Genomic DNA, 17,012 nt, shown 5'->3' on the forward strand with positions numbered 1-17,012 from the left:
GTAAGTGGCACAGGCAAGCGAGCGTAATATGACGGATGAGACCTTTCTCATCGTGACAACGATGAAGAACGAAGGACCTTTCATGATCGATTGGGTGGCCTATAACCGCTCGATCGGATTCGATGACATTCTGATCTATACCAATGATTGCTCGGACGGAACCGCAGCCATCGCCGACCGCCTGCAAGAATTGGGCTGGGCCCATCACGAACGCAACCCTGTCAGCCCCAAGGAAAAGCCACAGACGGTTGCGTTTTCCAAAGCCCGACGCCACCCTAGCTATCTGGCCTCGGACTGGATACTCAGCCTGGATGTCGACGAATACATCAACATTCGCGTCCCCGGCGGAGATATCCGCAGTTTCGTTCGCGCCAGTGGTGATGCCGATGCGATCTCGATGTGTTGGCGCATGTTCGGGCAGGGGGGGCAGCGAGAGTTCGTGGACCGCCCCGTGCCCGAGACCTTTTTTCACGCAGCGCCAGAGCACAAATATCCGCATCAGAAGGCGAAGGGTTTCAAGACGCTGTTCCGCAACAATGGCAAGTTCAACCGGTTCCGCGCCCACAGGCCACGGATCGACGAGCAGCACGCGCCCAACCCCGAGGCACCTTATGAAAACGTACTGTGGCGCGATGCGGGCGGGAACGAGTATCCCGCCGATCAGGTCAAATGGCGCGCTTGGCGCGGGTTCAGCCACGAATATGCGCGTATCCATCACTACGCCGTTCGCAGCACCGACAGCTTTCTGGTAAAACGTGATCGTGGCCGCACCAACCACATCAGCCAGGATCAGGGGCTGGATTATTGGAACATGATGAACCACAACAATGTCGAGGATCGCTCGATCCTGGGGCATATGCCTGGCATGCACGAGATGCGTGCAAAGATGATGGCCGATGAAAAGCTTGTCGAACTTCACGAACGCGCCTGCAACTGGCACAGAACCAAGGCCGGAAAGCTCAGGCGGCGCGCGGATTGGACCGATTTTGTTACGGCGCTGCAAACCCCGCTGGACGAGCCGGAAAAGGCCGCTGAACCGGTCGCGGACCCTGTCACCGCACCCGTGCGACGCGGCAAGCGCGCCATGCAACGCGAGCGCAAGGACGGCTTGCGCCGCGAGTTGCTGGAACTGATGCCAAAGGGCAAGCTGAGCATCGAGATCGGCGTCTGGAAGGGCGAATTTTCCGAGATCCTGCTGGAAGGGTTGCAACCGTCCAAGCTGGTTCTCATCGACCCCTGGGGCGTTCAGGAAGACTCGGGCGATGGCGTCTCGCTTGCCGGAGCGCGCAGCAAGAAAGACATGGATCGCATCTACGAATCCGTTAAGGAAAAGTACCGCGATGAGATTGCCTTGGGTAAGGTTTCAGTAATCCGCGATTTTTCGGTCCCGGCGATGGACCAGTTCAAGAATGGAAGTATCGGTTTTGCCTATGTGGACGGCGACCATTCCTACGAGGGCGTCAAGGCCGATCTGAAGGCGATCCTGCCCAAGATGATGGTCGGCGGCGTCATCATGCTGGACGATTATCACCGTAAGGGATGGTGGAAAGACGGTGTCATGCGCGCTTTCCACGAGTTTTTGGGTGAGAATTCGGCAGATGTACGCCTCAAGGCGATTAAAGGCGCGCAGGTCGCGGTGCAAAAGATCTAGGTCTCTTCCGGCTTTGAAATGATCCAGAACGAGCGGCAATGCACAGAGGTCAAGCCAGGACGCTCATTGGATTTTTTCGATATCGTCCAATATGGGCGTTGGTTTACGCTTACACATTTGGCGTTATGAACATGGAAACCTGCGACACCTTGATTGCGGCTTGCTTCAGGAATGAGCGGTCGGGCTTGACTGCCGATTACTGTGGTTCAGCCAGATACCGAGGGCGGGTCGCACACATGGATGATTAGGCCCGCAGACCGGGCGGTGTTCTGTCGGTTCAGTTGTGCTACACGGTAGCAACTCAGAATCGAAAACCGCCAAATGTCCTGGCAATACGATCGGATACCCCGGAACGTCATGCTAAGCGGAAATTTGGGGGCGAGGTTAATATATTGAAAAATAACGTGAAAAATTCTTCACGCCTTTCGGTGGCGCCGATGATGGACTGGACCGACCGCCATTGTCGCTTCTTTCATCGCCTGCTCAGCGCGCAGAGTTTGCTGTACACCGAGATGGTGACAGCGCCTGCGCTGGTGCGGGGCGGGGCGGTGCATTTGCTGGACTACAACCCGCAGGAACATCCCGTGGCATTGCAATTGGGGGGATCTGATCCGCAGGAATTGGCGCGGGCTGCCCGACTGGGGGGCGAGGCGGGGTATGATGAGATCAACCTGAACTGCGGATGCCCTTCTGATCGGGTTCAGTCGGGCACGTTTGGGGCCGTTCTGATGAAAGAGCCAGAGCGCGTCGCCGATTGTGTCAGTGCGATGCGCGAGGCGGTTGACGTCGAGGTGACTGTCAAATGCCGGATCGGCGTGGACGATCAGGACCCTGCCAAGGTGCTGCCTGACTTTCTGGGCAAAATCCAGGCGGCTGGGTGTGCGCGGGTCACCATCCACGCGCGCAAGGCGTGGCTGCAAGGGCTCAGCCCCAAGGAAAACCGGGATATCCCACCGTTGGACTATGACCTTGTTCACCGGATGAAGGCCGAATTCCCTGATCTTCATGTTTCGATCAACGGGGGCATAACCACGCTCGCGCAGGCCCGCGCGCATCTTCAGGCAGGGTTGGACGGGGTTATGATCGGGCGTGCCGCCTATCATCAGCCAGCTGAGGTTCTGGCCGATGCGGACCGACAGATCTTTGGTGCGGGAGGCAGTGTCGACCCCGTCGATGTCGTGTACCAGATGGTGCCCTATATCGAACGTCACCTTGCCAAAGGTGGGCGGTTGCATCAGATCACCCGGCATATGCTGGGTTTGTTCGCAGGGCGTCCCGGCGCGCGTGGCTGGCGTCGCGCGCTGTCCGAGGGTGCCGTGCAAGAGAATGCTGGCCCCGAAGTGATGTTGCGTGCTTTGGAAAGCGTGGTGCCTCTGTCGCAGGTGGACAGGGCGGTGTAGGACGGCCCCCGGCCGGGATGGGAGACGAATGCCCGAGACGATGTTGCTGGCCCAGATGCTGGGCCTTTTGCTTGTGATCGGCGCTTTTGCCGGGGTTTTGGCCGGGTTGCTTGGCGTTGGCGGAGGCATCGTTCTGGTGCCTGCATTTTTCTATGCCTTTCAGACGCTTGGGTATGGTGGCCCGCAGCTGATGCAGATGTGTCTGGCGACATCGCTGGCAACGATCATCGTCACCTCGGTTCGATCGGTGATGAGCCACAACAAAAAGGGCGCGGTGGATTGGGACATCCTGCGCAGTTGGGGGCCGGGGATTGCTGTTGGGGCGGTCATAGGCGTCCTTGTCGCGTCATATCTGCGGACCGAAGTGTTGCAGGCTCTGTTTGGCGTGCTGGGCATGGTCATCGGCGCATATCTGGGGCTGGGCAGGTCAGAATGGCGCTTGGGCGATGCGATGCCGAAAGGTTTGCGCCGGGGCGTCCTGTCGCCGTCGGTTGGGTTTTTGTCGGTGCTGATGGGTATCGGCGGTGGCAGCTTTGGTGTGCCGCTGATGAGCCTTTACAACACGCCGATCCACCGGGCGGTGGCGACCGCTGCGGGGTTTGGCGTGATCATCGCCGTGCCATCGGTGCTGGGTTTTCTGTTTCTGTCCATCGCGCCCGAGCATCGCCCGCCGCTGACTGTTGGTGCCGTGAACCTTGCGGCGTTTGGGATCGTAATCGCGATGACGATAACCACGGCCCCGTGGGGGGTGAAACTTGCGCACGCAATGGACCCCAAGCCGCTACGTCGTGTGTTTGCAGTGTTCTTGACGCTGGTCGCGCTGAACATGCTGCGCAAGGCACTGGGATGGTAGATGCGTTTCAGCAGAAGGGCTGGGCGACTTTCGAGCATGATCCGGCTTTAGCCCGCTGGGTGGCGCAGGTGCTGCCTGTCGCACGGGCATCAGTGACTGATCCCCGGAATGCTGCCTGGCACGATTGCGAAGGCACGTGGTTCATAGGCGTCGACGCGCTGGATAACGACGCCGACGGTCGGGTGGACGGCTCGCAACCTTTGTCCGGACTTGCGCTGGATTTCGTCACCGGGCTGTATGGCCGGATTGCACTGCACAAAGCTCAGGTTTCGGTGATCTACCCAGGCTATCCCAAACCGCGACGCGGTGAGAGCGACGCGGCTGCCCGCTACCGCGTACGACGCGATGCGGCTCATGTAGATGGGCTGAAGCCAACCGGGCCTGACCGCAGGCGGCACGTGGATGAACCACATGCCTGGGTTCTGGGCATACCGCTGACCGAGGCCAGTACCGATGCCGCACCATTGGTGGTGTGGGAGGGCAGCCATAGGATTCTGGGCGACGCGTTTCGGCAGGCTCTGGTCGGCATCGTGCCGGGCGCTCTGGACCGGACCGATCTGACAGAGATTTACAAGGCTGCGCGTCAGCAGGCATTTGAACGCTGTCCGCGCGTCGAACTGCCTGCCAGGCCGGGCGAGGCTTATGTGCTGCATCGCCATAGCCTGCACGGGGTTGCCCCGTGGGGTGCGGAGGCCAGCGCCGGGCCTGACGGACGGATGATCGCCTATTTCCGCCCCGAGATGCCGGGCGGAGTGGCCCAATGGATCGAATCCCCGTAACCTCCTGCCATTGCTAGGATTCGGAAGGTTATTTTGGATGATTACGGTACAAACAAATTCCGACGGCGCGCTTATTGAGGTCGAGCTGTCTGGCGAAGTGACTAGCGCCGATTACGCAAACACTCTGGTGCCCGCGATCGAAGCTGCGCTTGCGGAACACGATGCGGTGCGTCTGCTGGCCATCGTGACCCCCGAGTTCAAGGGCTATGACCTTGGCGCTGCGTGGTCCGATACCAAACTTGGCCTCAGCCATTGGCGTGGATTCGACCGGATCGGTGTCGTTGCGGATCAGGGTTGGGTGCAGACCAGCATACGTCTGGCCGCGCCGTTTCTGCCTTGTCCGGTGCACGTCTTCTCGATGAGCGAGTTGGAATCCGCCCGCCGCTGGCTGCGTGAATCTCTGGGTGCAATCCATGTAACCGATCTGGGCGGTCCGTGTATTCAGATCAGCCTGATGGGAAAACTCGACCCCGAGGAATACAAGCAAGCGCAACGTGATCTGGACACGCTGCTGAGCGATCGCGAGGGGTTTCGCCTGCTGATCGATCTGCGGGAATTTGACGGCTGGCAGGGTTTGACCGCCCTTGCAGCGCATTTCCGGCTGGCGGCGGGGCATATCGGAATGCTGGATCGCGCCGCGATTGTCGGCGATCAGGGCTGGCAGAAAATGGCCCAGCGAATGGCCAGTCATGTGCTGGGAACACGGACCGAGTATTTTCCGACAGACAGATTCGAAGACGCCAAAGCGTGGCTTGCGGCCGGGTAGCTCAGAATCGCAAAAGCAATTGGAAACAATACCTTGCAATCAGTAGTTGTTGTGCATTTTTTGAGTTACGCGACGGAATGTCTGAAACCAAAAACCTGTTCTTGACTGGTCGGTCAAATAACTTAATTTTCCGTTAACTCCCGCATTGTTGGGGGCAGAATTTGAACCTGAATAGCACCGCTGTGGGCCACCACTCACTCGTATCTTTGGCCTGCGGCTTTTACCCCCTCGAAGTCCCGGGGCCACCCCCCCGCAGCGGTGCGCGCGAGTTTGTTTATGGGAAATTGCATGACGCTGCGCAGGATCTTCAACCGCATAGTCGCGATAGGCGATTCCAACGGCAGCGCTAACCTTGAGGCGATCCCGCCGTCGAAACTGCGGGTAAGGCGGACAATCGTTCAGACCGAATTGGTGGCGTTATTCCACGACGATTTGCAGGCGCATGACACCGTTCGCCACCCGACATTGGACCAGCAACCGAAACCCTAAACTGTTGAGGTCAGGACCCGCTGAGACGTGCCGCTCGCCCACCGCGCCGCTTGGTGAGGCGAGGTTTGCGGTCAGGCAATTCCTGCATGATTTCGGCGCGCTCGGTGCTGTCCATCTTGGACCAGCGCGCGATCTCATCAACGGTGCGATAGCAGCCGGTGCAGATGCGCTCGGTCGGGTGCACGACGCAGATCTGGATACAAGGGCTTTCGACCTCATTCCGTTTCCAAACCATATTCGTCATCAGCGTATTCCGATCCATCAAAGAAAGCGCAGTCTGTCCAAAGCTCCTTGCAGGATATAACCCGCTGCGACGTGATCAATAACCTGTCCGCGACGTTTTCGTGTCGTATCCGCCTCAAGCAGTGCTTTTTCTGCCGCAACTGTGCTGAGCCGTTCGTCCCAGAACCCAATTGGAAGGTCTGTCAGCCGCGTCATGTTGCGGGCGAATGCGCGGGTCGACTGACAGCGTGGGCCTTCCGACCCATCCATGTTCATGGGCAGACCCAACAGGATGCCGCCGATCTCTCGGTCGCGGACAATCTCGATCAGGCGGGCGGAATCCAATGTGAATTTCTTGCGACGGACGGTTTCGAGCGGGCTGGCCACGGTGCGCATTCTGTCGGAAACGGCGACGCCGATGGTCTTTTCGCCCAGGTCCAGTCCCATCAATGCAGACATCTGGGGCAGGGCGGTTGCAAAGTCCTCAAAGGCATCATGTATCACGGTTGCAACCCAGCTTGCTGTGCGGCCGAGCGGATCAGGACGATCGCCTCTTCGTTATCCGCAAATACGTCCATCGCCTCATCCCGGATACTGGCTGCGCGGTCGATGTCGCCCAGCACACCAAGGGCCGCGATCAGGCGGGCCCATTCCTGGGGCGTTCCACCTTCGGTCGCCAGCCGATCCGAAAGCTGATTGACCATGCCCAGGATCATCTCTTGTCGCTCTTGCGCGGTTAACTCAGCGGCAGCCTGCATGTCGTCTTGAGACGGGCCTGGCGCCGCCGGCGCAACACTCATATCCGGCGCGTTGAAGACACCGGCGCGAAACGCCAATTCGTTGATTTGCGCCCGAATGGCATCCGCCCAAGGTGCCCCCGCAGGTGCAGAGCGCAGCGTGTCGACCCAAACGCGATACGCCAGATCGGGTCGGCCGGTCTGGGCCAGCATCTGACCCCAATAATAGCGCGCAGGCCCCATATGCGGATCACGGTCCAGCGCCTGTTGCAGCGCGTCTTCGGCCTCGGGCGAGACATAGCCGCCCGCGGCGAGGATCATCATCTCGGCCAGATCTGCATAGGCCAGCGCCGAGGCTGCGTCGCCGGACAGTTCGATAACCCGGCTTTGTGCCTGATAGGCCGCGCGAAAGTTCCCGGCATTTGTCTCATGTTGTGCCAGAAGCATGTGGCCCTGAATATCATCGGGTCGGCTCGCCACTGTCTCACGCAGTTCTTCCAACAGGTTGGCATAGCTTTCGTCCAGCGTCGGCGCGGATGGCGGAGTTGCCATGCTCTCGGCCTCGGACTGGCTGGGGCGGTTCTCGCGCAGCTCTCCAGCCATCTCCAACCGCGCCGACAACGGCATGTCGGGAAATCCCGCAGCGCCCATCCGGTGATATAGCGCAAGCGCACCGCCCACCAAAAGGGCGGCCACCACCACCAGAGCGGCCACGGAAACGGTGCGAGACGGGCCGGTCGTCCCGCCTTCGCCGCGCGACTGAGCGTCGGCAGCCAGAATGCGCCGGGAGATTTCGGTGCGCACCCGTTCGGCATCTGCCTCGGCGATCACGCCGCGGGCCAGATCACGGTCCACACCCGCCAACTGTTCGCGGTACACGCGCAGATCATAATCAGCCGTCGGCGTATCCGTCTGCCGCCGCCGCAGCAACGGCAACGTCAGAAATCCCGCTATCAGCAGTGCAATAAGGAATGTGATAACCCAGAACGTCATTGTCCCTCCGGAGTCGCTGCCCTGACTTAGACCCGCCGGACTGGCGAAAAAAGAGGCAAATGGCCGCGAACCGTCCTTATGTCGCAATATTGCGATATTGTGACGTTGCACGGCACAGGTAAAATGCGCTCACGCGGCATATCTGCGCCCAATCACCGAAGACCGGACGGATTCGCTCATGAAACACTATTCAGCTTTTGCTGTGGCGCGCGAAGCGCTGCGTTATCACACCGGATGGGAGCGCGCCTGGCGGTCGCCCCAACCCAAGAAACGCTATGACGTGATCATCGTCGGCGCCGGTGGTCACGGGCTGGCGACAGCTTATTATCTGGGTAAGAACTACGGCATCCAGAACGTCGCGATCATCGAAAAAGGTTGGCTGGGCGGCGGTAATACCGGCAGGAATACCACCATCATCCGGTCGAATTACTTGCAGGATCCCTCGGCCGCCTTGTACGAAAAGGCGCGCGGTCTTTATGAGGATCTGAGCCAGGACCTGAACTACAACATCATGTTCAGCCCGCGCGGCGTGATGATGCTGGCGCAGACACAGCATGAAATTCGCGGCTATCAGCGCACGGCGCACGCCAATGCGCTGCAAGGGGTCAAGACCGAATGGATCACCCCTGAACGTGTCAAGGAACTGGTGCCGATCATCAATATCGACGGCCCCCGCTATCCGGTTTTGGGCGCGCTTTGGCAGGAACGCGGCGGCACCGCGCGGCACGATGCTGTGGCCTGGGGCTATGCCCGCGCCTGTTCGGCCATGGGCATGGATATCATCCAGCAGTGCGAGGTTACCGGCGTACGGTCCGACAATGGTCGTGTTGTCGGTGTCGACACCACCAAAGGGTCGATCGATTGCGACAAGTTGGGGATCGTGGTTGCAGGCCACTCGGGCCAACTGGCCGAGATGGCGGGCTTCCGTCTTCCGCTTGAGGTGATTGCCCTGCAGGCGCTGGTCTCCGAGCCGATCAAACCCTGCATGGACGTGGTTGTGATGGCGAACACCGTGCACGGCTACATGTCGCAATCCGATAAGGGCGAGATGGTGATCGGGGGTGGCACCGACGGGTTCAACAACTACACCCAGCGCGGTTCGTTCCATCATATTGAAGAGACCGTCCGCGCTCTGGTCGAGACCTTCCCGATGATCTCACGGCTCAAGATGCTGCGGCAATGGGGCGGCATTGTTGACATGACCGGTGACCGCTCGCCCATCCTGTCGGCGACACCGCTGGGTGGATGTTTCATCAACTGCGGTTGGGGCACCGGCGGGTTCAAGGCAATCCCGGGCTCGGGCTGGGGCATGGCGCAGCTGATGGCCACGGGCCATTCGCCGCTGACCGAAGCCTTCACACTCGACCGCTTCAAAGAGGGCCGCTTTATCGACGAAAGCGTTGCCGCAGGGGTGGCGCACTAAGGGCTGCGCCCTCGCTGCTTCACCAAAGAATACTGGTCGGCCCACGTGCCGACCGACCGAAAAGAAGGATGACCACATGCTGATCCTGAATTGCCCCTATTGCGGCGTGGACGCCGAAGAAACCGAATTGGCCGCGGGTGGTGAGGCGCATCTGAAGCGCTATGGCCCGGGCTCGTCGGATGACGAGTTCCACGACTACCTGTTCATGCGCGAAAACCCCAAAGGCGTTCATTTTGAACGCTGGCGCCATGCCAATGGTTGCGGCAAGTGGTTCCACGCCGCCCGCTGCACGCAGACGCTCGAAGTGTTCGGAACCTATTCCGCCCAGACCACCGAGCCGCCGCAAGAGATCAAGGATGCCATCGCGGCCAAGCGCCCTGGATGGAAATGGAGAGAATTCTCCTGATGCTTCATCTTTTCCAAAATACTCCCGCCGGAGGCTCCGACACCTCCACACGCGAAAGGTTCGCAAAATGAGCACCCGTCTCGCAAAACAAGGCCGCTTGATTGATCGGTCGAAACAGGTTTCCTTTTCCTTCAACGGCACCACCATGCAGGGGTACGAAGGCGACACGCTTGCCTCGGCGCTGCTGGCCAACGATCAGATGATGATGGGCCGTTCGTTCAAATACCACCGTCCACGCGGCGTCGTCGCCAGCGGTGCCGAAGAGCCGAACGCTCTGGTCGGTCTGGGCGAAGGCAACCGGTTCGAGCCGAATCAGCGTGCCACCACGACCGAGCTGTTCAACGGTCTGACTTCGGTCTCGCAGAACCACTGGCCCAACCTGGAATTCGACGTGGGCGCGATCAACACCCACCTGTCGCGCTTTCTGCCCGCTGGTTTCTACTACAAGATGTTCATCCATCCGAAACCGTTCTGGAAACACGTCTACGAACCGTTCATCCGCCAGTCTGCCGGTCTGGGCAAAGCGCCCGACAAGGACAGCCGCGATGCGGATACCTACGAACATTTCTACGCCTTCACCGACGTTCTGGTGATCGGCGGCGGGATCGCGGGTCTTCAGGCGGCGAAAACCGCTGCGCAATCCGGTGCCAAGGTGATGCTGATCGAGCAGACAGCGCATTGGGGTGGCCGTGCGCCGGTTGATGGGGGAACCGTCAACGGTGAACCTGTGGATAAGTTCGTGGAACAATTGGTTTCCGAACTCGAAACAATGGACAACGTCACCATGCGCAATCGCTGCATGGGGGCAGGGGTCTATGACCACGGCTATGTGCTGGGTTACGAGCGTCTGACGGATCACAAGCCGGGCACACAGGGCCCACGTCACCGCCTGTGGCGCATCCGGGCGAAACAGGTCGTCACTGCAACTGGCGCGATCGAACGCCCGCTGTCCTTTGCGGGTAACGATGTGCCGGGTGTCATGCTGGCCTCTGCGATGCGCGACTACGTCGTGAACTGGGGCGTCACCCCCGGTCAGCGCGTGATTGTCGCGACCAACAACGACGATGCCTATCGCACGGCGATCACTCTCAAACAAGCCGGTGTCGATGTATTGCGCGTCGTCGACGCCCGTGCCAGCGCCGGACCTCTGGCGGAGGAGGCGCGACAGCTGGGCATTCGCGTCGACCCCGGCAAAGCTATCGCCAAGGTCAAGGGCGGCAAGCGCGTCAAGAAGGTCGCGCTGTGCAATCAGGACGGCATCGGTGGCGCGCGCGAAGAGGTCGACTGCGATGCGGTTGCCATGTCGGGCGGTTGGTCCCCGGTCGTTCACATGTGGTCGCATTGCGGCGGCAAACTGATCTGGGATGAAGCCAACGCTCATTTCCGCCCCGACCCATCACGCCCGCCATTGGGTGCGGATGGTGAAGGTTTCGTTTTGGCCGCAGGGTCTTCGAATGGCCCGCTTTCTTTGGGTGAGGTTCTGAGCGATGCCGTCGCGGCCGGCAAAGCCGCAGCCAAGGCAAGCGGCCACAAACCCAAGAACACCAAGGCTCCGGTCGGCGAGGCCACCGACGAAGCAGCGATGGAAGCGGTCTGGCTGATGCCGGCAAATGCCGACATCCAACTGCGGATGAAATCATGGCTCGACTTTCAGAACGACGTCAAAGTGTCCGATGTACAGCTTGCTGCGCGCGAAGGTTATGAAAGCGTCGAGCATACCAAGCGTTACACCACGCTGGGCATGGCAACTGATCAGGGTAAGTTGAGCAATATCAACGGTCTGGCGATCCTTGCTGATGCACTGGATTCAGAAATTCCGAAGGTCGGAACCACGACTTTCCGCCCGCCCTATACGCCGATCTCAATGGCCGCGATTGGCGGTGAAGCGCGCGGAGAAGTGTTCCAGCCGATCCGGCAAACCCCGATGCACAACTGGCACGACAAGAACGGAGCGGACTGGGAGCCGGTCGGCCACTGGCGCCGAACCTATGCCTATGTGCGCCCCGGTGAATCCGTGCATGACGCGGTCAATCGCGAGGTGAAGAACACCCGCGAAAACCTCGGCCTGCTGGACGCCTCGACGCTGGGCAAACTGATCGTCAAAGGCCCCGATGCGGGCAAGTTCCTGGACATGATGTACACCAACATGATGTCCACGCTGAAGGTCGGCAAATGCCGCTATGGCCTGATGTGTTCGGAAAATGGCTTCCTGATCGACGACGGTGTTGTCGCCCGGATCGATGAGGACACATGGCTGTGCCACACCACCACCGGCGGGGCCGAGCGCATCCATGGTCACATGGAAGAGTGGTTGCAGACCGAATGGTGGGATTGGAAGGTTTACGTCGCCAACGTCACCGAGCAATACGCGCAGGTTGCCGTGGTCGGCCCGAACGCCCGCAAGGTGCTTGAGAAGCTTGGCGGCATGGACGTCAGCAAAGAGGCGCTGCCCTTCATGGAATGGCGCGATGGCAAGATCGGCGACTTCGATTGCCGCGCCTACCGCATCTCGTTCTCGGGAGAGCTGTCCTATGAAATCGCCGTGCCTGCGTCGCAGGGTCAGGCGTTCTGGGACGCGCTGATCGAGGCCGGCAAAGAATTCGGCGTCATGCCTTACGGCACCGAATGTCTGCACATCCTGCGGGCCGAGAAGGGCTTTATCATGATCGGCGACGAGACTGATGGCACCGTGATCCCTCAGGATCTGGGGTTGCACTGGGCGCTGTCGAAGAAGAAAGAGGATTACCTCGGAAAACGCGCCCACTCGCGCAGCCATATGGCCGATCCCGAGCGGTGGAAACTGGTCGGGCTCGAGACTGTGGATGGTTCTGTCATCCCTGATGGCGCTTACGCAGTGGGCGAGGGCGTCAACGCCAACGGTCAACGCAACATGATCGGGCGGGTGACCTCGACCTACTATTCGGCCAACCTGGGCAAAGGCATCGCCATGGGCCTGATCAAGCACGGCCCGGATCGGATGGGTGAGATCGTCGAGTTCCCCGGAACCGACGACAAAATCTATAAAGCCAAGATCGTGGACCCGATCTTCTTCGACAAGGACGGGGAGAAGCAGAATGTCTGAACCCATCAGTGCACTGAACCACGCCAGCTACGACGGCATTGCGAAGGTCGAGGAATGTGGCCTGCAGGGCATGATCACCCTGCGCGGCGACCTGTCCGACAAGGTGTTGGCCAAGGCCGTCAAGGACGCCACGGGACTGAAAGTGCCCGGTCAGCGCGAGGCATACGTCAATGGCGACACCGGTGTTTGCTGGATGTCGTCAGACGAATTGCTGGTGCTGGTTCCGTATGCCGAGATCAACGCTAAACTGGCCGCAATGAACAACGCGCTCAGCGGGACACACGCCCTTGCGGTCAACGTCTCTGACGCGCGGGCGGTGTTCCGCATCTCAGGTGCAAGCGCGCGCGAAGTGCTGGGCAAGCTGGCCCCCGTGGATCTGTCGGCCGAAGCGTCCCAGCCCGGCCAGATCCGCCGCTCCCGTCTGGCCCAGGTGGCAGGCGCGTTCTGGATGGATGATGCCGAGACCTTTCGCGTTGTCTGCTTCCGGTCGGCAGCGGACTATGCGTTCAACCTGCTCAAGGTTGCGGCGCAACCGGGCAGTGAGGTTGGGGTGTACTAGAGAACACTCAAGTCGAGATTTCCTTTGGCCGTTCCGCTTTGCGCGGAGCGGCTAAATTTTTGCGGTCCTTCCTTGGCGTCAATGGCGTGAGAATTCGTGTTCCAGCAGTGTGCAGCCGGTTGAAGTCTATTCCGCTTTGTGTCGTAGTGCCTTGAGAAACGATAGGAAAAAGGCGTTTGTAAGTAGTTCATAAATGCGAATTGATCTGATTGCGTGACCATGCCCGGTTCGATGCGATGCCGACCCTCTTTTGTGTCGGCATGGTGTCTGCGGGCGAATATACAGGAACAAAGGGACGATTGAATTGAGAGCAACGATATTTGCATCCGTATTAGGACTTATAGCAACAAATCTGTATGCCGATGTGGTGACCTACGATTGCGAGCTTCATAACCTCGAAAGAGGATGGATATCCGAGCGTGTCATACTGAGCGTTGACACGGAAAACCGACGTGCACGCGCATTGGATTCCTTTATTCACCATCTGGACGGGGAGCCAAAGGATGTCTCGTTTAAGACGAGCGGTAGTGGCGAGTACAAGATGAATTGGAAGATGCGTGTTCCGATGCAGCAAGGCGGTACGGCGTATGTCAGCTATTCCGCAAAACTCAACCCTGAGACAAAAGAATTGAGCCTTTTGGCCAGATTTCCGCAGGCAAACGTTACGAACCGACCTCGGGGCAGGGGGCCTTGCAAGGTAATGCGCGGCACCTCGCTTTACGATTCCTGAGTTCATTGTTCGAGACTGAACGAACCGCGAAAAAATAGCCCCGGTCAAACCGGGGCTTTGTTGATTATTTGGTTTCGCAGGTCCCGACGCCGTAAGGTTTGTTCGCGGCGTTTGTTGATACGAATGACATCCGCACCTTCACGCTGTTGTTTTTCGGGTCGAGGTTGGCCTGATAGCGAACGCGCATGTTTCCACCAGCAGAGGCCTCTTCAGTGACATTCCAGGACATGCGATAACCCTTGTTTCCGCGACTTTTGAAACGGGTTGGTGTCCAGTCATGGTAATCGCTCGCAGACATGGCTGTCCCTGCGGTGTTGTCCACACGAAAAGCGTAACTGAGCGCAATCCAGCCATGGCCGTCCTGCTTGGTCATCGTGCAGTTGTAAGTTACCGCTTCAGCGGAGGCGATGTGTGCGTAAAATAGGGTTATCAGGGCTATTGACAAATGTTTCATGAGGTCCGTCAGATGTTGAATTTAATGTCTGACAGCAAACACTTAGAACGCGAAGAGGCAAGGCGTAACGCGTCTAATGCGCGAAAACATCACGGTTGATCTCTATTTGTGCAACAGCAGCGTCTGAAACCGTGACAGGGCGTCCGGTGAAAGTAGGTGATCTGGGGTGATCGTCTGGAAATTCTGATCCTTGACAATGGGGTAGAATGACAGTTGATCCAAAAGCGACCTGACGGCCTGTCCCCGATCCTGATCCGGCAACAGAGGCGCATGTAGCGACAGGAACAAAGCGGGTTGATGTTGCTCCAACCAGGGCAACAGTGTCGGCAGGACAAAGAACTCGGCCCCTTCGATGTCCATTTTGACTAGAGAAACGCTGGTCAGGTCGGTGACCGTCTGAAACTGATCCCATGCAATTGTCAGCGCATCTGTGCCATGCGTGCCATCGTGCAGCAGCGAACTGGTGGAATCGCCGGGCTCTCCTCGAACCGAAGCCATTCGGGCCACGCCGAATTGCTGGGACAGGGCAACACCAAAGGCCGAGACGTTGTGGATGTCATTCAACTCCAGATTCCACGCAAGATGGCGGAATGCGGTCGGGTCGGGCTCAAAACACCACACTTGCCGTGCCTTGCGGGCCCCGTACAGCACGGTTGGACCGATCCATGCGCCGATATCCAGATAATCGCTTTCTGGCGACAGGAATTGATCCAGTACGGCGAACGTCTCAGGCTCCCACGCGCCGGAAGACGCTTTGCGCCAGAATTTTGAATGATAAGGGTCCAGATGGAACGGCTCACCATTCAGGTTTCCCGCATAGTAGCCGCGGGCGCGGTAGAACATCTTGCGCGCCTGTGTCAGCATCGCGGACCTCCGGGTTTTCTTGTCTCGGCTCTTGACCTGCGCGCGTCGCCAAAGCATTTAACCTTGGGAACCGCAACTTACATTTAACAGGGGGCCGACATGGCTTTTGAACTTCCTGATCTTCCTTATGCACATGACGCGCTGGCAGCCAAGGGTATGTCCGCGGAAACGTTGGAATTTCACCACGACCTGCACCATAAGGCTTATGTCGACAACGGCAACAAGCTGATCGCCGGAACCGAGTGGGACGGCAAGTCGCTGGAAGAGATCATCGTTGGCACCTATGACGCAAACGCCGTGGCGCAGAACGGTATCTTCAACAACATCAGCCAGCTGTGGAACCACAACCAGTTCTGGGAAATGATGGGCCCTGGCGACTATGGCATGCCCGGTGAGCTGGAGAAGGCTCTGACCGAAAGCTTCGGCTCGGTCGACGAGTTCAAGTCGCAGTTCAGCGCTGCCGGTGCCGGTCAGTTCGGCTCGGGCTGGGCGTGGCTGGTCAAGAACGCCGACGGCTCGCTGGCGGTGACCAAGACCGAAAACGGCGTGAACCCGCTGTGCTTTGGTCAGACCGCTCTGCTGGGTTGTGACGTGTGGGAGCACAGCTACTACATCGACTTCCGCAACAAGCGTCCGGCTTACCTGTCGAACTTCCTGGACAACCTGGTGAACTGGGAAAACGTCGCATCGCGGATGTGATTTGACGACGATAAGTTTCAGGTCCCGTCAGCAGAGATGCTGGCGGGCTTTTTTGTTTGGAGTGCAGTTTCCAGGATCGCTTCTGCATTTTGTTGCAATAGCAAAGGGCGGCTTTGAGCCCAACAAACCTGACCGCACTAGCCAAGAAATTAGCTGTTGGTGTGTCCAGATTGTGAGTCCACTATTAGGTAAGATTTGTTGAGGAGGCTCCATTATGCGTTTATTTTCGTTTGTTACCGTACTCAGTCTGTTCAGTGTCCTATCATTTTCTCCGGCAACAGCTCAAGAAACGGTCAAGGAATTAGCTGCAAAGGCTTCTGCTGAATTGCGATTGCTCACCTCTTTCCAAACACTTGAACGAGTGACGAACCAAATGAACTATTTTCTCGTCTACAGTATTCAAGCAGAACGCGGGGGGTGGGGCGTTCTGGATTGGGTCGAAACGACTGAATTTACAAATTCTTACATGGTAAATTCCACCGCAGAGGATGTGCAAATCGAAGTCGCGCGTGCCGGTAATTCAATCTCAAAAAGCAAGGTCGCGACGGATGATGAACTTGATCAAGCCGAAAGCGCGGTAGAAAATTTAGGCGTACTTTTGGCTTTGGCTCCCGAAGTTGCCAAGTTGGTTTCAGCGGGAGACCTTGATGCAGCAGCACTACTTTACCACGAGAATGGCCAACCTGCGTATGAAAATGCGCTGCGCAACATTCAGAGTGGGGTTGTTACAACCCAGAAAAGATTAACAAAAACAATTCTGAATGTCCGAATGACAAAGTAGCTTTTAGCAACCTTAGAAGGTCCACTTCGTCCGGAGGCTGTGTGAAAACTCCCTCTGTTTTCCGAGAGATGGTATGCTTTCAGCAATCGGCGCGGAGGCAATCCATGGGGCGGTTTATTGAGGG

General features: G+C 58.5%; 17 protein-coding genes. 12 read left to right on the plus strand and 5 right to left on the minus strand.

All coding sequences use genetic code 11. The features are described from left to right. Nucleotides 1-28: 28 nt before the first annotated feature. The 6 genes from ACR0LX_RS19030 (at nt 29) to ACR0LX_RS19055 (ending at nt 5,938) form a co-directional block, all read left to right on the plus strand. Nucleotides 29-1,651, plus strand: coding sequence for a glycosyltransferase family 2 protein (locus tag ACR0LX_RS19030; protein ID WP_480568332.1), 1,623 nt, complete (start codon nt 29-31; stop codon nt 1,649-1,651). 392 nt (nt 1,652-2,043) lie between these two features. Next, nucleotides 2,044-3,051, plus strand: coding sequence for a tRNA dihydrouridine(20/20a) synthase DusA (dusA, locus tag ACR0LX_RS19035; RefSeq protein ID WP_480785076.1), 1,008 nt, complete (start codon nt 2,044-2,046; stop codon nt 3,049-3,051). A 28-nt stretch (nt 3,052-3,079) separates the two neighbouring features. Next, entirely contained in the window at nt 3,080-3,904 is an 825-nt protein-coding gene (locus tag ACR0LX_RS19040; RefSeq protein WP_480785077.1) for a sulfite exporter TauE/SafE family protein, read from the plus strand. Then, the gene (locus ACR0LX_RS19045; protein ID WP_480785078.1) at nt 3,898-4,683 is read left to right on the plus strand and encodes a hypothetical protein; all 786 of its coding nucleotides are present in this window, start codon (nt 3,898-3,900) and stop codon (nt 4,681-4,683) included. The genes ACR0LX_RS19040 and ACR0LX_RS19045 overlap by 7 nt, the downstream gene beginning before the upstream one ends. Nucleotides 4,684-4,720: 37 nt before the next feature. Then, entirely contained in the window at nt 4,721-5,449 is a 729-nt protein-coding gene (locus ACR0LX_RS19050) for a SpoIIAA family protein (RefSeq protein ID WP_480785079.1), read from the plus strand. Nucleotides 5,450-5,737: 288 nt separating this feature from the next. Further along, nucleotides 5,738-5,938 (plus strand): hypothetical protein, encoded by a 201-nt coding sequence (locus ACR0LX_RS19055; RefSeq protein WP_480785080.1) that lies wholly within the window; start codon nt 5,738-5,740, stop codon nt 5,936-5,938. Between the two features lie 10 nt (nt 5,939-5,948). Here ACR0LX_RS19055 and ACR0LX_RS19060 read toward each other — a convergent pair whose 3' ends face one another. From ACR0LX_RS19060 to ccmI, 3 genes are read right to left on the minus strand one after another with little or no spacing between them, the layout of a single operon-like run. Next, the gene (locus ACR0LX_RS19060) at nt 5,949-6,182 is read right to left on the minus strand and encodes a DUF1289 domain-containing protein (protein WP_480568349.1); all 234 of its coding nucleotides are present in this window, start codon (nt 6,180-6,182) and stop codon (nt 5,949-5,951) included. A 17-nt stretch (nt 6,183-6,199) separates the two neighbouring features. Beyond that, complete coding sequence (gene ruvX, locus ACR0LX_RS19065) at nt 6,200-6,664, minus strand: Holliday junction resolvase RuvX (protein WP_480568352.1); 465 nt, start codon at nt 6,662-6,664, stop codon at nt 6,200-6,202. Then, complete coding sequence (gene ccmI / locus ACR0LX_RS19070; protein WP_480785081.1) at nt 6,661-7,890, minus strand: c-type cytochrome biogenesis protein CcmI; 1,230 nt, start codon at nt 7,888-7,890, stop codon at nt 6,661-6,663. Before ccmI ends, ruvX begins: the two co-directional genes overlap by 4 nt. Before the next feature lie 178 nt (nt 7,891-8,068). On the opposite strand from ccmI, the gene ACR0LX_RS19075 reads away from it, so the two are divergent. The 4 genes from ACR0LX_RS19075 to ACR0LX_RS19090 all read left to right on the plus strand — a co-directional run bounded on the left by ACR0LX_RS19075 (nt 8,069) and on the right by ACR0LX_RS19090 (nt 13,360). Further along, nucleotides 8,069-9,313: a sarcosine oxidase subunit beta family protein gene (locus ACR0LX_RS19075; protein WP_480785082.1), complete on the plus strand. Its 1,245-nt coding sequence runs from the start codon at nt 8,069-8,071 to the stop codon at nt 9,311-9,313. Between the two features lie 76 nt (nt 9,314-9,389). Next, the gene (locus ACR0LX_RS19080) at nt 9,390-9,719 is read left to right on the plus strand and encodes a sarcosine oxidase subunit delta (protein WP_480785083.1); all 330 of its coding nucleotides are present in this window, start codon (nt 9,390-9,392) and stop codon (nt 9,717-9,719) included. Between the two features lie 67 nt (nt 9,720-9,786). Beyond that, nucleotides 9,787-12,801 carry a sarcosine oxidase subunit alpha family protein gene (locus ACR0LX_RS19085; RefSeq protein ID WP_480785084.1) on the plus strand — a complete coding sequence of 1,005 codons (3,015 nt, stop codon included), beginning with the start codon at nt 9,787-9,789 and terminating at the stop codon, nt 12,799-12,801. After that, nucleotides 12,794-13,360: a sarcosine oxidase subunit gamma gene (locus tag ACR0LX_RS19090; protein ID WP_480785085.1), complete on the plus strand. Its 567-nt coding sequence runs from the start codon at nt 12,794-12,796 to the stop codon at nt 13,358-13,360. Before ACR0LX_RS19085 ends, ACR0LX_RS19090 begins: the two co-directional genes overlap by 8 nt. 794 nt (nt 13,361-14,154) lie before the next feature. Here ACR0LX_RS19090 and ACR0LX_RS19095 read toward each other — a convergent pair. Together ACR0LX_RS19095 and ACR0LX_RS19100 are read right to left on the minus strand one after the other, a co-directional pair. Continuing rightward, entirely contained in the window at nt 14,155-14,544 is a 390-nt protein-coding gene (locus tag ACR0LX_RS19095) for a hypothetical protein (RefSeq protein WP_480785086.1), read from the minus strand. Between the two features lie 102 nt (nt 14,545-14,646). Next, nucleotides 14,647-15,408, minus strand: coding sequence for an FkbM family methyltransferase (locus ACR0LX_RS19100; RefSeq protein WP_480785087.1), 762 nt, complete (start codon nt 15,406-15,408; stop codon nt 14,647-14,649). 99 nt (nt 15,409-15,507) lie between these two features. On the opposite strand from ACR0LX_RS19100, the gene ACR0LX_RS19105 reads away from it, so the two are divergent. Both ACR0LX_RS19105 and ACR0LX_RS19110 read left to right on the plus strand, forming a co-directional pair. Beyond that, nucleotides 15,508-16,107 (plus strand): superoxide dismutase, encoded by a 600-nt coding sequence (locus ACR0LX_RS19105; RefSeq protein ID WP_480568380.1) that lies wholly within the window; start codon nt 15,508-15,510, stop codon nt 16,105-16,107. 214 nt (nt 16,108-16,321) lie between these two features. Beyond that, entirely contained in the window at nt 16,322-16,888 is a 567-nt protein-coding gene (locus tag ACR0LX_RS19110; protein WP_480785088.1) for a hypothetical protein, read from the plus strand. The last annotated feature ends 124 nt before the right edge of the window (nt 16,889-17,012 follow it).

The organism is Ruegeria sp. CH11 (genome assembly GCF_056537105.1).

What these genes read in the sequence shown, in the direction of transcription:
- ACR0LX_RS19030 (WP_480568332.1), top strand. Translation starts at nt 29, where the DNA reads ATGACGGATGAGACCTTTCTCATCGTGACAACGATGAAGAACGAAGGA.
- ACR0LX_RS19040 (WP_480785077.1), top strand. Translation starts at nt 3,080, where the DNA reads ATGCCCGAGACGATGTTGCTGGCCCAGATGCTGGGCCTTTTGCTTGTG.
- ACR0LX_RS19045 (WP_480785078.1), top strand. Translation starts at nt 3,898, where the DNA reads ATGGTAGATGCGTTTCAGCAGAAGGGCTGGGCGACTTTCGAGCATGAT.
- ACR0LX_RS19050 (WP_480785079.1), top strand. Translation starts at nt 4,721, where the DNA reads ATGATTACGGTACAAACAAATTCCGACGGCGCGCTTATTGAGGTCGAG.
- ACR0LX_RS19055 (WP_480785080.1), top strand. Translation starts at nt 5,738, where the DNA reads ATGACGCTGCGCAGGATCTTCAACCGCATAGTCGCGATAGGCGATTCC.
- ACR0LX_RS19060 (WP_480568349.1), bottom strand. Translation starts at nt 6,182, where the DNA reads ATGACGAATATGGTTTGGAAACGGAATGAGGTCGAAAGCCCTTGTATC.
- ccmI (WP_480785081.1), bottom strand. Translation starts at nt 7,890, where the DNA reads ATGACGTTCTGGGTTATCACATTCCTTATTGCACTGCTGATAGCGGGA.
- ACR0LX_RS19075 (WP_480785082.1), top strand. Translation starts at nt 8,069, where the DNA reads ATGAAACACTATTCAGCTTTTGCTGTGGCGCGCGAAGCGCTGCGTTAT.
- ACR0LX_RS19080 (WP_480785083.1), top strand. Translation starts at nt 9,390, where the DNA reads ATGCTGATCCTGAATTGCCCCTATTGCGGCGTGGACGCCGAAGAAACC.
- ACR0LX_RS19085 (WP_480785084.1), top strand. Translation starts at nt 9,787, where the DNA reads ATGAGCACCCGTCTCGCAAAACAAGGCCGCTTGATTGATCGGTCGAAA.
- ACR0LX_RS19090 (WP_480785085.1), top strand. Translation starts at nt 12,794, where the DNA reads ATGTCTGAACCCATCAGTGCACTGAACCACGCCAGCTACGACGGCATT.
- ACR0LX_RS19095 (WP_480785086.1), bottom strand. Translation starts at nt 14,544, where the DNA reads ATGAAACATTTGTCAATAGCCCTGATAACCCTATTTTACGCACACATC.
- ACR0LX_RS19100 (WP_480785087.1), bottom strand. Translation starts at nt 15,408, where the DNA reads ATGCTGACACAGGCGCGCAAGATGTTCTACCGCGCCCGCGGCTACTAT.
- ACR0LX_RS19105 (WP_480568380.1), top strand. Translation starts at nt 15,508, where the DNA reads ATGGCTTTTGAACTTCCTGATCTTCCTTATGCACATGACGCGCTGGCA.
- ACR0LX_RS19110 (WP_480785088.1), top strand. Translation starts at nt 16,322, where the DNA reads ATGCGTTTATTTTCGTTTGTTACCGTACTCAGTCTGTTCAGTGTCCTA.